This window comes from Micromonospora sp. CMU55-4, from assembly GCF_011602315.1.
GTDB classification, from domain to species: Bacteria; Actinomycetota; Actinomycetes; order Mycobacteriales; family Micromonosporaceae; genus Micromonospora; species Micromonospora chalcea.
In genome coordinates this window covers 374,659-387,590 of sequence record NZ_JAAOLH010000004.1, presented here as the reverse complement: position 1 = coordinate 387,590, position 12,932 = coordinate 374,659, and the positions used below count along the sequence as shown (strand labels likewise).

Here is a 12,932-nt window from a genome sequence, read left to right as displayed (position 1 = left end):
GAGAAGATGATCACCACAGCGGTTGTCGAGAGCGCCACCGCCGGCCGGACCCGTTCCGGCCTCGGACGCGCCCTCGACATCGTCAACATCATCGCCGAACGGGCGCCGGAGACCCTCGGCGTGTCGACGATCGCGCGGGAGCTGGGACTGCCCAAGGCGGTCGCGCACCGGATCCTCAAGGAACTGGTGGCCGACAGCTTCCTCACCTTCAACGAGGAGACCAAGCGGTACCGGCTGGGCAGCGGCGCGCTGGCGGTGGGACTGGCCGCGCTGCGCGCGCTGGACGTGCCGGACATCGCCCGCCGGTACCTGGTCCGGCTGGTGCGCGACAGCGGCGAGACCGCGACGCTGTCGGTGCGGCAGGGCTGGACCCGCGTCTACATCGACCAGGTGCTCTCGCCGCACGAGGTACGCATGTCGGTGTCCCTGGGCACCAGCCACGCGCTGCACTCCGGGTCGTCGTCGAAGGCGATCCTCGCGGCGCTGCCGGACGCGGAGATCGAGGACTACCTCGACCACCACCCGCTGGACGCGGTCACCTCGGCCACCATCACCTCCACCGCGAAGCTGCGGTCCGAGCTGGGCCGGGTCCGCCGCCAGGGGTACGCGGTGAGCATGGGCGAGCGGCAGAACGGCGCGGGCAGCGTGGCCGCGCCGGTGCGCTACGCGACCGGGCAGGTGTTCGGCTCGATCTCGCTGTGCGGGCCGCAGAACCGGTTCACCCCGGAGGTCTGCGCCGCGCACGGCGCGCTGGTCGCCGCGGCGGCGGCGGAGATATCCGCCGAACTGGGTTTCCGGCCGCCGGCGCAACGTGCCGCCGGACGGACGGGTCAGGAACAGAACTGGGGAGGTGGAACAGGTGAGTGACGGACCGCTGACGGGCCTGCGCGTGCTGGACGTCTCGACGATCCTCGCCGGACCGCTGTGCTGTCAGATCCTCGGCGACTACGGCGCCGACGTGGTGAAGATCGAGCACCCGACCATGGGTGACAGCATGCGCGGCCACGGCAAGACCAAGGACGGCCATCCCCTGTGGTGGAAGGAGATCTCCCGCAACAAGCGGCTGATCGGGCTGAACCTGTCCGCGCCGGACGGCGCGGCGCTGCTGCTGCGGCTGGCCGAGCGGGCCGACGTGCTGGTGGAGAACTTCCGCCCGGGCACGCTGGAGCGCTGGGGCATCGGCCCGGAGGAGCTGCACCGGGTCAACCCCGGCCTGGTGATCGCCCGGATCACCGGCTTCGGGCAGACCGGCCCGTACGCCTCCCGGGCCGGGTTCGGCACGCTGGCCGAGGCGATGAGCGGGTTCGCCCACCTGACCGGCACGGCGGACGGCCCGCCGACGCTGCCGGCGTTCGGGCTGGCCGACAGCATCTGCGGCATCGCCACCTCCTCGGCGGTGATGATGGCGCTGTGGCACCGGGAGCGTTCCGGCGGCCGGGGCCAGGTGATCGACATGAGCCTGCTGGAGCCGATCATGACCGCCGTCGGCCCGGGTCCCACCGTCTACGACCAGCTCGGCGTGGTGGAGCAGCGGCAGGGCAACCGGTCGACGAACAACGCGCCCCGCAACACGTACCAGACCAAGGACGGGTCGTGGGTCGCCATCTCCACCAGCGCCCAGGCGATCGCCGAGCGGGTGCTGCGGCTGGTGGGCCACCCGGAGGTGATCGACGAGCCGTGGTTCCGTACCGGCGTCGGCCGGGTGGCGCACGCGGACCTGCTCGACGAGTACGTCGGGTCGTGGATCGGCGAGCGGACCCGCGACGAGGTGGCCGCGGCCTTCGCCGAGGCCGGCGCCGCCGTCGCACCGGTCTACAGCGCCAAGGACATCGTCGAGGACCCGCACGTGCAGGCCACCGAGATGATCACGAAGGTCGACGACCCGGACCTGGGCCCGATGCGGATGCACAACGTCATGTGGCGGATGTCGGAGACGCCGGGCCGGATCCGCTTCACCGGCCGCTCCCCCGGCGCCGACACCGACGCCCTGCTCGTCGAGGAGCTCGGCTGCGACCCGGCCGAGATCGCCGACCTGAAAGCCCGTGGCGTCGTCGCCTGACGACGCCGACAGCCGAAACGCGAGGAACCCCGTGGGCACCACTGCCAGAACCGCCGACCGCCTGCTCGACGCCGTGCAGGCCGGCGTCACGATCTACGACCTGGGCCGGCGGCTGACCGTCGGCATGCCGCAGTCACCGAACCACCCGGCGTTCGGGCTCACCCTGCCGCGCCGGCACGGCGACATGGTGCGCGCCGACGGCGGCTCCGCCGCCAACGACCTGCTGGTCATGGGCACGCACGTCGGCACGCACGTCGACGCCCTCGCGCACGTGTCCCAGGACGGCCGGCTGCACGGCGGCGCCGACGCCGCCGCGGCGCAGGTCGGCGGCCGGTTCGACGAGTTGGGCGTGCACACCGTCGCGCCGATGGTCCGCCGCGGCGTGCTGCTGGACGTGCCCGCCACGCTGGGCCTGGAGGGCTGCGAGGCCGGCTACGAGATCACCCCCGCCGACCTGGACGCCACCGTGTCCCGGCAGGGCACGCCGGTGGGCGCGGGCGACGTGGTGCTCATCCGCAGCGGCTGGGGCCGGCTGTTCGACCACGAGGACCGCAACCAGTACATCGGCAAGGACTCCGGCGTACCAGGGATCGGCGCGGACGGCGCCGGCTGGCTGGCGCAGCGGGGCGTGCACGCGGCCGGCGCGGACACCATCGCCTTCGAGTGCCTGCCGCCGGGCAAGGGTCACAGCACGCTGCCGGCGCACCGGATCCTGCTGGTGGAGCACGGCATCTACCTGATCGAGACGATGGCGCTGGAGGAGCTGGCCCGCGACGGGGTGCACGAGTTCACCTTCGTCATGGCCCCGCTGCCGCTGTACGGCGCCACCGGCTCCCCGGTGCGTCCGCTGGCGGTGGTCAGCCGTGGCTGAGCCGACCCTGGGCCGGCACCTGGCCGCCTTCGCCGCCGACACCTCCGCCGCGACGCTGCCCGACGAGGTGGTCGCCAGCGTCCGGGCCCGCGTGCTGGACGTGCTCGGGCTCTGCGTGGCGGCGCAGCCGCTGCCGACCAGCCAGGCCGCGCTGGCGTACGTCGCCGAGCAGGGCGGCCGTGGCCAGGCCACCGCCGTCGGCGTGGACGAGAAGGTCCCGGCCGCGCTGGCCGCGTTCGCCAACGGCGTGCTGGCGCACTCCCTCGACTACGACGACACGCACCTACCGTCGGTGCTGCACCCCAGTGCCACGGTGGTGCCGGCCGCGCTCGCCGCCGCCGAGCTGTCCGGCGCCTCCGGGCAGGAGACGGTGGCCGCGATCGCGGTGGGCCTGGAGGCGTGCGTACGCCTCGGCATGGCCGGCTACGACCCGGCGGCCGGCAACTCGGTCTTCTTCGAGCACGGCCAGCACGCCACCTCGATCTGCGGCACGCTGGGCGGGGCGGTGGCCGCGGCCCGGCTGCTGAAGCTGGACGCGGGCGGCACGCTCGACGCGCTCGGGGTGTCCGCCTCGATGGCGGCCGGGCTGATCGAGTCCAACCGCAACGGCGGCACCGTCAAGCGGATCCACTGCGGCTGGGCGGCGCACGCGGCGGTCAGCGCCGCGCAGCTGGCCCGGCACGGCGTGACCGGCCCGCCGACCGTGCTGGAGGGGCGCTTCGGCTTCTTCCAGGCGTTCCTGCGCGGCGAGTTCGACGGCGACGAGATCGTCCGCGGGCTCGGCTCCGAGTGGGCGGTGCCCGGCATCTTCTTCAAGCCGTACCCGGCGAACCACTTCACCCACGCCGCCATCGACGCGGCGATCGCGCTGCGCGAGCGCGGGCTGCCGCTGGACGAGATCGAGTCGATCACGCTCGGCGTGCCCACGCCGACGGTGCGTACCATCGGCCAGCCGATCGAGCGCAAGCGCGCGCCGCAGACCGGCTACGAGGCGCAGTTCAGCGGCCCGTACGCGGTCGCCGCCGGCCTGATCGGCGGCGGCGGTCTGGGCGTGGAGCTGGCCGACTTCACCGACGCCCTGGCGCACGACCCGCAACGGCGGGCGTTGATGGCGCGGGTCGACGTGGTGGCCGACGAGCGGTGCGACGAGATCTTCCCGCACCAGTTCCCGGCGGTGCTGCGGATCGTCACCCGGGACGGACGCGAGTGGGTGCAGGAGGTCCTGGCCAACCGGGGCGGCCCGCAGCGTCCGCTCAGCGACGCCGAGCTGGCGGTGAAGTTCCGCACGAACGCCGCGTCCCTGCCCGAGGCCACCGCCGCCCGCATCGCCGACGAGGTCCACCGGCTCGACCAGGCCCCCGACGTCCACGGCCTGATGGGCCTGATCAACCGCCGCTGAACCGAGCACGAGGAGCAACACCATGAGCACCTACGACCTGCTGTTGACAAACGTCCGCGTGGTCCGGCACGACCGGCCCGAGCCCGAGCTGATGGACATCGGCGTCACCGACGGGCGGATCAGCCGCGTCGCCCCGCAGATCGACCGGGCGGAGGCCGCCCAGGTCGTCGACGGCGGCGGCCGGCTCGCCTTCCCCGGCGTGGTCGACGCGCACCAGCACTGGGGCATCTACAACCCGCTGAGCGAGGACGCCGTCTCGGAGAGCCGCGCGTCGGTGCAGGGCGGCGTCACCACGGCGCTGAACTACATGCGCACCGGGCAGTACTACCTCAACCGGGGCGGCCGGTACGCGGACTTCTTCCCTGAGGTGCTGGCCGCGACCGAGGGCCGCTCCTACATCGACTACGGCTTCCACCTGGCGCCGATGTCGCGGGAGCACATCGGCGAGGTGCCGTCGCTGGTGGAGGAGCACGGGGTCACCTCGTTCAAGATCTTCATGTTCTACGGCAGTCACGGCCTGCACGGCCGCTCCGCCGACCAGAACTCGTTCCTGATGATCCCGGAGGGCGAGCGGTACGACTACGCCCACTTCGAGTTCGTGATGCGGGGCGTCCAGGCGGCCCGGGAGCGCTTCCCCGAGCTGGCCGACGAGATCTCGCTGTCGCTGCACTGCGAGACCGCCGAGATCATGAGCGCGTACACCAAGCAGGTCGAGCAGGACGGCACGCTGCGCGGGCTGGAGGCGTACCACGCGTCGCGGCCGCCGCACTCCGAGGGACTGGCCGTGTCGATCGCGTCGTACCTGGCGCACGAGACCGGGCTGCCGAAGATCAACCTGCTGCACCTGACCTCGGAGAAGGCGGTCGACGCGGCGCTGCGGATGGCGCGGGCGTTCCCGCACATCGACTTCCGCCGCGAGGTGACCATCGGGCACCTGGTGGCCGACATCGACACCGCGCACGGCCTGGGCGGCAAGGTCAACCCGCCGCTGCGCCCGCGCGCCGACGTCGAGGCGCTCTGGGGGTACGTCCTGGACGGCAAGATCGACTGGGTGGTCAGCGACCACGCCTGCTGCAAGGACGAGGTCAAGTTCGGTGAGCCGCGCGACGACATCTTCGTCGCCAAGTCCGGCTTCGGCGGCGCCGAGTACCTGCTGCCCGGCCTGGTCACCGAGGGCAACCGGCGCGGCCTGTCCTACCAGCGGGTGGCGGAGCTGACCTCGTGGAACCCGGCCCAGCGCTTCGGCCTGCGCAACAAGGGCGCGATCGCGCAGGGGTACGACGCCGACATCTGCCTGGTCGACCCGAACTCGACCTGGACGGTGCGCGCGGAGGACTCCGAGTCGACGCAGGAGTACACGCCGTTCGAGGGCTTCGAGCTGACCGCCCGGGTCACCGACACCTTCGTGCGCGGGCAGCACGTGCTCGTCGACGGCAAGGTCACCGGCGAGCCGGCCGGCCGCTACCTCGCCCGCCCGCAGCGGTAGGGGGAACGACTGATGGCGGCGGTGGCGCGCAGTTACCTGTACGTGCCGGGCGACCGGGCGGACCTGCTGGACAAGGCGGCCGGGCGCGGCGCGGACGCGCTCGTGCTCGACCTGGAGGACGCGGTCACGCCGGCCCGCAAGGAGCACGCCCGGGAGACGGTCGCCGGGCACCTGGGCGCCGCCGTGCCGGCCGGCCCCGAGCTGTGGGTGCGGATCAACAGCGACCAGGTCGAGGCGGACGTCGAGGTGCTCTCCCCGGCGGCGGCCGGGGTCTGGGTGCCGAAGGCCGAGCCGGAGCTGCTCGCCGAGGTCGACGCCGCGCTGGCCCGGGTGCAGCGGCGGCTCGGCCCGGACGCCCCGGCGTTCCGGGTGGTGGCGCTGATCGAGACCGCCCGGGGCGTGCTCACCGCGCCGCGGGTGGCCGCCGCGCCACGGGTGCTGCGGCTCGGCCTCGGCGAGGCGGACCTCGCCGGTGAGCTGGGGTTGCAGCCGGGACCGGAGCGGGCGGAGTTCGCGCCGATCCGCTCCCAGGTCGTGGTCGCGTCGGCGGCGGCCGGCATCACCCCGCCGGTGGGACCGGTGGAGACGACGCTGCGCGACCCGGAACGGCTGGAGCTGACCACCCGGGCGCTGCTGCGGCAGGGCTTCCGGGCCCGCAGCGCCATCCACCCCGGGCAGATCGCGACGATCAACGAGGTGTTCACCCCCACCGAGGCCGAGGTGGCCTCGGCGCGGGCCGTGCTGGCGGCGCTGGAGCGGGCCGAACGCGGCGGCTCCGGGGTGGCCACCGACGCCGACGGGCGGCTGCTGGACCGGGCGGTGGTGCGGGCCGCCGCCGAGGTGGTACGCCGCGCCGAGGCGTCCACCGACTGAAACCGCGAGAACGACCGGGCGGGGCGCCCCACCGCGCCCCGCCCGATCCGTTCCCGGCGCCCGGCCCGCTCAGACCACCGCGGGCTGGGCCTCGACGGCCATGGCGAGCGAACCGAGCAGCGCGGCGTCCTGCGCGAAGTCCGACAGCACGATCTCCGGCGGGTACGGCAGCGTGTGGGTGAGCCGTTCGGTCAGCAGCGCCCGCACCAGGTCGTTGCCGGCGACGCTGCCCACCAGCACGATCCGCTGCGGGTCGAGCACGAGGCAGCAGGTGACGAGGTGGCGGGCGAGTTCGTCGACGCGTCGGCGGAGCTGTTCGCGTACCTCGCCCGGCTGTTGCGCGGCCGCGCACAGACCGGCGGCCCGGCCGTCCACGCCCAGCCGCTGCGCCAGCTCGTCCAGGGCCCGGCCGGAGAACGTCGCCTCCAGCATCGGTTCCAGGCGGGGCGGCCAGCTGTGGTCGGTCAGCCCGTAGGCGATCTCCCCGGCGGCGCCGTGGCGGCCCGGCAGCACCTCGCCGTTGACGGTGACCGCCGCCGCGACGCCGGTCCCGAGCCCGACGACGAGTCCCGGGTCCGCGTCGCGCAGCGCCCCGAGCCGCAGCTCGGCGTGGGCGGCTGCCTTCAGGTCGTTCGTGACCCGCACGTGCGCCAGGTTCAGGTGGGCGCGGACCGCGTCGGCGAGCCGCAGCTGCTCCCAGCCGGGCACGTTCGGCGCCAGTTCGATGCCCTCGTCGTGGACCACGCCGGGCGAGGCGATGCCCGCCGCGACGAGCGTGCCGCCGGTCTGCTCGGCGAGTTCGCGGGCCCGGTCCAGCGCCCGGGTGAGGGCCTGCTGCGCGCCCTGCTCGGCATTGGTGGGCAGGCGCTCGGAGACGAGCAGCCGGCCGTCGGCGTCGCCCACGCCGATGGCCATCTTGGTGCCGCCGAAGTCGATGCCGAGCAGGCGCGGATTTGCCGGTCGTTCCATGGTGATGTCAGATCGCCCTTCGGGCCGTCGGTCCAGATCACGTGGTCGCCGCGACACGACGTCCGCGACCACGGCCAGCTGCGTCTGTCGCCCCGTCACGGGCCTACCCTCGCCGCGACCGCCTCGGCGAGAGCCGTGTCGGCACGGGTCAGCCGCTCGCGCAACGCCTGCGCCCGCTCCTGCACCGCGTCGAGCATTGTAGACAGTCGTCCGACCTGGTCCCGGACGGCCGCCTCGCCGGGGCCGTCGGCCTGGGCGCGGCGCAGCACGAGTTCGGGGCGGACCGCGGCGGCCAGCAGGTCCCGCACCGCGGCGTCGTCGAGCGTCAGACCCAGCTCGGCGGCGGTGGACCGGACCAGGTCCCCGGTCCAGGTGGCGGGCGCGCCGCCGCGTACCAGCCGGCCCAGCAGCGAGTGGGCGCCCCGGAACGGCAGGCCGTGGCGGGCCAGCGCGTCGGCCGCGGCGGTGGTGGTGGCGCCGGAGGCGACGATCTCCTCACCGGACGGCGGGCGCAGCGGATCCAGCTTCGCGATCAGGCCGCCGAGCAGCGAGAAGAACCGGTACGCCCGGTCGTCGCCCTCCCAGAGCCGGGACTGCACGTCGGTGGTGGCGTTGTTGGAGTCCTCCCACCAGGCGGCGCCGACGTTGTTGAGCACGCTCGCGGCGTCGGCCGCGGCGGCGCCGGCCATCGAGACGAGGTGCTCCAGCACCACCGGGTTGCGCTTCTGCGGCATGATGCTGCTGCCCTGGGTGAACTCGCCGGGCGTGACCACCCAGCCCCAGCTCAGCCAGTCCATCAGCGTGCGGGCCAGCCGGGCGCCGGTGGCGAGCGCCTGCGCGTTGAGCGTGGCGACCCGGACCAGGTGGTCCGCGCCGGCCACCGCCTCGTACGAGTTGACGATCAGCTGGTCGAAGCCGAGCAGGTCGGCCAGCCGCCGGGGTGAGATGTCCAGGTCGGTGCCGGCGAAGGCGCAGGAGCCCAGCGGCGAGCGGTTCATCTCGTCGAGCAGGTCGGCGTACGCGACCGCCTCACCGGCAAGGGCCTCGGCGTAGCCGCCGAAGACGTGCCCGATGCTGGTCGGCTGGGCCGGGCGGCGGTGCGTGTAGCCGGTGATCACGACGTCGGCGTGCCGGTCCGCGCGGTCCAGCACGGTACGGCCGGTGGCCAGCAGCGCGTCGAGCACCTGGAGCAGCTGGTCGCGCAGCACCATCCGGAACACGCCGGCGTCGAGGTCGTTGCGGCTGCGCGCGAGCTGCACGCTGAGCTGCGACGGCTCGATGCCCGCCGCGGCGGCGAGCCGCTTCTCCAGCGTGTAGTAGACGTCCTCGACGCTGCCGTCGTACTCCAGTTCCTCGGGCCGGTCCCCGGTGAGGGTGACCAGGCCGCGCAGCATCGTGGCGGCGGCCTCGTCGGTGATCAGTCCCTGCTCGGCGAGCATGACGACGTGGGCCTTGCTGGCCGTGACCATCGCCGGGTAGAGGTGGGCGACGTGGTGGTCGAACACCACCCGGAGGTGGTGCTGTTGATAGACGGTCAGTGACGGGCTCATGGTGGCCTCCCGAGGTGGTGCGTTGTCGTGCGGCGTGCCGCGCGTGGTCATCCGGTCGTCTGGTCCGGCCCGTCGGCGCCGGGGGGCCCGGGCAGCGGCGCGGCGAGCCACGCCCCGACCAGCTCGCGCAGGCGTGCGCCGGCGGTGGCGCGGATCCGGCCGCCGGCCTCCTCCCCGGCCAGCGAGACATGGCCCGACCAGCCCTGCCACGGGTCGGGCCGCGACTCCACGAGCACGTACGGGTACGGGGTGGGCAGTTTCGGCTTCGGCGGCAGGTCCGGCGCGGCGTCCAGGCGCACCGCGTCCGGGTCGAAGCCCAGCACCGCGGAGCTCTCGTACGCGCCGCCGTGCCCCCGGGCGGGCAGCTCACCGAACATCTCGGTGGTCTCGTCCGGGCCGACGAGCTGGAACCAGTTCACCAGCATCATGCTGGCCCGGTGCCGGCCGGAGACCCACTCCATCGCGGCGCGGACGGTGGACATGTTGGCGTCGTGCCCGTTGACCACGAGCACCCGGGGAAAGCCCGCCTCGACGATGCCGGCGAGCACGTCGGCGAGGTAGCCGACGGCGATCTCCGGTCGCAGCGCCACCGTGCCCGGCCACGGCCGGGTCTGGCCCGGGCAGGCGGCGTACGGCGTGGCCGGGAACAGCACCGCCCGGGCCGACCCGGTGGCCAGTTCCCCGGCGAAGCCCTCGGCCAGGATCAGGTCGGTTCCGATCGGCAGGTGGGGGCCGTGCCACTCGACCGCGCCGACCGGCAGCACCGCCAGGTCGGCCGCCTCGGTCACGGCGGCGAACGCGTGCCCGGGTACCCGGGTGACCGGGAGCAGCCCTCCCCCGGTCCGCCACCGCTCGATCAGTTCGTCCACTGCTCGGCCCTCCGAGTCGCGGTCCGGCTGCTCTCCAGCCGACCGGAGAACCACATCACCACGAAGATGAGCAGCACCTGGAGCATGCCGTAGGCGGCCGCGGTGCCCAGCTCGAAGCTGTACATCCGGTTGTTGATGGCGACCGAGATCGGCACCGTCGACGAGGTGTAGATGAGCACCGAGGCGACGAACTCGCCGACGCCGTGCACGAACGCCAGCAGCGCGCCGGCGAGCACGCCGGGCAGCATCAGCCGCACGGTGATCGTGTAGAACGCGCGCAGCCAGGAGGCGCCGAGGTTGCGGGCGGCGTCCTCCAGCGACGGGTCGATCAGCGCCAGCGTCGCGGAGCTGGACCGGAACACGATCGGCAGGAACCGCACGAAGTAGGCCAGCGGCAGGATCCAGAACGTGCCGACCAGCACCTGCCCGAAGCTGAACGCGTTGCCGGTGCTGAACGCCGAGATCAGGTTGATCGCGACGACCGTGCCGGGCAGCGCCCAGGCGATCATCACGGCCACGTCGAGCAGGCCGCGCCCGACGAACTTCAGCCGCCGCACCGCGTACGCGATGAGCACGCCGATCACCACACAGCCCACGACCGCGATCAGGCTCATCTGCACCGAGTTGAGGATCGGCTCGAACGCCTTGGGGTCGGTGAAGATGGTCACGAAGTTCTCGAACGTGTACGTCGGCGGCAGCACCTCGGTGGTCCAGGACCGGTCCTCGGAGAAGGCGACGAGCGCGATCGCGGCGACCGGGGCGAGCAGGACCAGCGTGGCCAGCACCGAGGCGAGCGGCGCGAGCCAGCGGCCGATCGGGTTGGTGATCTCCCGCCGGACCGCCGAGATGCCCTTGGACTGCGACTGGTAGTTGCGCCGTCCCTCGTACCAGCGCATCGCCAGCAGGAAGATGATCGAGACGATGCCGAGCACCGAGGCGTACGCCGAGGCCATCGGCAGGTCGCCGTTGGTGCGGTTGATGTAGATCTGCATCGTCATGGTCTGGCTGACGTTGAACAGCAGCGGCGCGGTGTACGACGCCAGCGACGTCATGAAGACCAGCAGCGACGCCGAGATCAGCGCGGGGGTGAGCATCGGCAGCAGGACCGTGCGCCACACCCGGAACCGGCCCGCGCCGAGGTTGTACGCCGCCTCCTCGACCGACGGGTCCATCCCGGCCAGCGCCGCGGAGGCGGCCAGGAAGAAGAACGGGTACATGGTGAACGTGTGCACCACGAGCACACCGGCGATGCCGTCGAAGGCCAGGACCGGCTTCTCGGTGCCGAGCAGCGCCTGCAGGCCGCGCGGCACGATGCCGATGTTGCTGTAGAGCAGCTGGAAGGACACGGCGCCGATCAGCGGCGGCAGGGCCGCCGGCACCAGGATGAACGCCTCGATGAGCCGCCGGCCGCGGAAGTGGAACCGCTTGAGCAGGAACGCCATCGCCACGCCGACGATGCCGCAGAGCAGCACGCTGGCGGCCGAGATGAACAGCGAGGTGAACAGCGACTCGCGGGCCACCCCGGAGGAGGAGAGGAACTGCAGGTAGTTGTCAGAGCCGTTGGCGCTGACGCTCTCGCGGAAGGTGGCGAACATCGGCTGGACGACGAAGCCCCAGAGCACCAGGACCAGCGGCAGCACCAGCAGGTACGGGAACCAGCGGGAATTGGCCCCGCCGGACAGACGCCGGCCGAGGGCCGCCGCCCAGGCGGGGGCGGTCCGGGTCGCAGCGGTCACGGCTTGACCACCCAGAGGCGCTCCGGTACGAGCCGCAGTCCCACCACGTCGCCGAGCTGCAGGCCGGCCGGCGCGTCGATCAGCGCCGCCATCACCTCGTTGCCGTCCACGTCGACGCTGATGTTGGTGGCCATGCCGGTGAACTCGACGTGGCTGATCCGGCCGCGCATGGCCGCCGTGTCGTCGTCGCCGCCGAGCGCGATGTGCTCGGGGCGCGCGGAGACGAGCGCGGTGTCGCCCGCGCCGAGCCCGTGCCCGGCGGGCGCGCCGACGTCGATGGTGGCGCCGCCGGGCAGGCGCACCGCGACGCTGTCGTCGGTCGCGCCGGTCACCGGCAGGCTCAGCACGTTGCTGCGCCCGATGAACCGGGCCACGAACGCGTTCGCGGGCTTGTAGTAGATCTCGTGCGGGGTGCCGACCTGCTGGACCCGGCCGGACTCCATGACGGCGATCCGGTCCGACATCGCCATCGCCTCGGCCTGGTCGTGCGTCACGTAGATCGAGGTGGTGCCGCTCTCCCGCTGGATGCGCCGGATCTCGGCGCGGGTCTCCTCGCGCAGCTTCGCGTCGAGGTTCGACAGCGGCTCGTCGAGCAGCATGGTGCGCGGGCGGATGACCAGGGCCCGCGCCAGCGCGACCCGCTGCTGCTGGCCGCCGGAGAGCGCGTCGATGCGCCGGTCGCCGTACCCGGCGAGGTGCACCTGTTCGAGCGCCTCGGTGACCCGGCGGGCCTGGTCGGCGCGGGAGACCCGGCGGACCTTGAGCCCGTACGCGACGTTCTGCGCCACAGTCATGTGCGGGAACAGCGCGTAGTTCTGGAACACCATGCCGGTGTCCCGCTTGTTCGGCGTCCAGTGGGTGACGTCGTCGTCGCCGAAGTGGATGTGACCGGAGGTCGGGAAGTAGAAGCCGGCCACCATGCGCAGCGTCGTCGTCTTGCCGCAGCCGCTCGGCCCGAGCAGCGTGAAGAACTCGCCGGCTCCGATGGTGACGGTGACGTCATCGACCGCCGCGGAGTCGCTCGACTTGGCGAAGCGCTTACTGACCGCCGTCAGTCGGACATCGATCATTTCGTGGGTCCTTCCAGGACGAAGCCGGGCCGTGCCGCAGCACGGCCCGG

General features: G+C 73.1%; 11 protein-coding genes. 6 read left to right on the top strand and 5 right to left on the bottom strand.

Annotation, left to right across the window (positions count from 1 at the left end; all coding sequences use genetic code 11):
• The first annotated feature begins 6 nt into the window (after positions 1-6).
• The 6 genes from HA073_RS10030 to HA073_RS10005 are packed head-to-tail and all read left to right on the top strand — an operon-like array spanning position 7 to position 6,688.
• The gene (locus tag HA073_RS10030) at positions 7-867 is read left to right on the top strand and encodes an IclR family transcriptional regulator (RefSeq protein WP_043323194.1); all 861 of its coding nucleotides are present in this window, start codon (positions 7-9) and stop codon (positions 865-867) included.
• Positions 860-2,059: a CaiB/BaiF CoA-transferase family protein gene (locus HA073_RS10025; protein WP_043330005.1), complete on the top strand. Its 1,200-nt coding sequence runs from the start codon at positions 860-862 to the stop codon at positions 2,057-2,059. The genes HA073_RS10030 and HA073_RS10025 overlap by 8 nt, the downstream gene beginning before the upstream one ends.
• Before the next feature lie 31 nt (positions 2,060-2,090).
• Positions 2,091-2,930: a cyclase family protein gene (locus HA073_RS10020; RefSeq protein WP_069088404.1), complete on the top strand. Its 840-nt coding sequence runs from the start codon at positions 2,091-2,093 to the stop codon at positions 2,928-2,930.
• Positions 2,923-4,329, top strand: coding sequence for an MmgE/PrpD family protein (locus HA073_RS10015; RefSeq protein ID WP_064445579.1), 1,407 nt, complete (start codon positions 2,923-2,925; stop codon positions 4,327-4,329). Before HA073_RS10020 ends, HA073_RS10015 begins: the two co-directional genes overlap by 8 nt.
• A 22-nt stretch (positions 4,330-4,351) precedes the next feature.
• A complete protein-coding gene (locus HA073_RS10010) occupies positions 4,352-5,815 on the top strand; it encodes a dihydroorotase family protein (RefSeq protein WP_043323186.1) in 1,464 nt (487 codons plus the stop codon).
• Positions 5,816-5,827: 12 nt separating this feature from the next.
• Positions 5,828-6,688 (top strand): CoA ester lyase, encoded by an 861-nt coding sequence (locus HA073_RS10005; RefSeq protein ID WP_166456223.1) that lies wholly within the window; start codon positions 5,828-5,830, stop codon positions 6,686-6,688.
• A gap of 69 nt (positions 6,689-6,757) precedes the next feature.
• On the opposite strand, the gene HA073_RS10000 is transcribed toward HA073_RS10005, so the two are convergent.
• From HA073_RS10000 to HA073_RS09980, 5 genes are all read right to left on the bottom strand, one after another.
• The gene (locus HA073_RS10000) at positions 6,758-7,657 is read right to left on the bottom strand and encodes an ROK family protein (protein ID WP_043323180.1); all 900 of its coding nucleotides are present in this window, start codon (positions 7,655-7,657) and stop codon (positions 6,758-6,760) included.
• A gap of 95 nt (positions 7,658-7,752) precedes the next feature.
• A complete protein-coding gene (locus HA073_RS09995; protein WP_166456222.1) occupies positions 7,753-9,207 on the bottom strand; it encodes an argininosuccinate lyase in 1,455 nt (484 codons plus the stop codon).
• Positions 9,208-9,254: 47 nt separating this feature from the next.
• A complete protein-coding gene (locus tag HA073_RS09990; protein WP_166456221.1) occupies positions 9,255-10,076 on the bottom strand; it encodes a creatininase family protein in 822 nt (273 codons plus the stop codon).
• On the bottom strand, positions 10,064-11,812 hold the full coding sequence (locus tag HA073_RS09985; protein WP_064445576.1) for an iron ABC transporter permease: 1,749 nt from the start codon (positions 11,810-11,812) through the stop codon (positions 10,064-10,066). Before HA073_RS09985 ends, HA073_RS09990 begins: the two co-directional genes overlap by 13 nt.
• Entirely contained in the window at positions 11,809-12,882 is a 1,074-nt protein-coding gene (locus HA073_RS09980; RefSeq protein WP_043323172.1) for an ABC transporter ATP-binding protein, read from the bottom strand. Before HA073_RS09980 ends, HA073_RS09985 begins: the two co-directional genes overlap by 4 nt.
• Positions 12,883-12,932 lie beyond the last annotated feature (50 nt).

Excerpts from the sequence above, each read along its gene's own strand:
- HA073_RS10005 (WP_166456223.1), top strand. The coding sequence starts at position 5,828 with ATGGCGGCGGTGGCGCGCAGTTACCTGTACGTGCCGGGCGACCGGGCG.
- HA073_RS09980 (WP_043323172.1), bottom strand. The coding sequence starts at position 12,882 with ATGATCGATGTCCGACTGACGGCGGTCAGTAAGCGCTTCGCCAAGTCG.
- HA073_RS10010 (WP_043323186.1), top strand. The coding sequence starts at position 4,352 with ATGAGCACCTACGACCTGCTGTTGACAAACGTCCGCGTGGTCCGGCAC.
- HA073_RS10000 (WP_043323180.1), bottom strand. The coding sequence starts at position 7,657 with ATGGAACGACCGGCAAATCCGCGCCTGCTCGGCATCGACTTCGGCGGC.
- HA073_RS10030 (WP_043323194.1), top strand. The coding sequence starts at position 7 with ATGATCACCACAGCGGTTGTCGAGAGCGCCACCGCCGGCCGGACCCGT.
- HA073_RS09995 (WP_166456222.1), bottom strand. The coding sequence starts at position 9,207 with ATGAGCCCGTCACTGACCGTCTATCAACAGCACCACCTCCGGGTGGTG.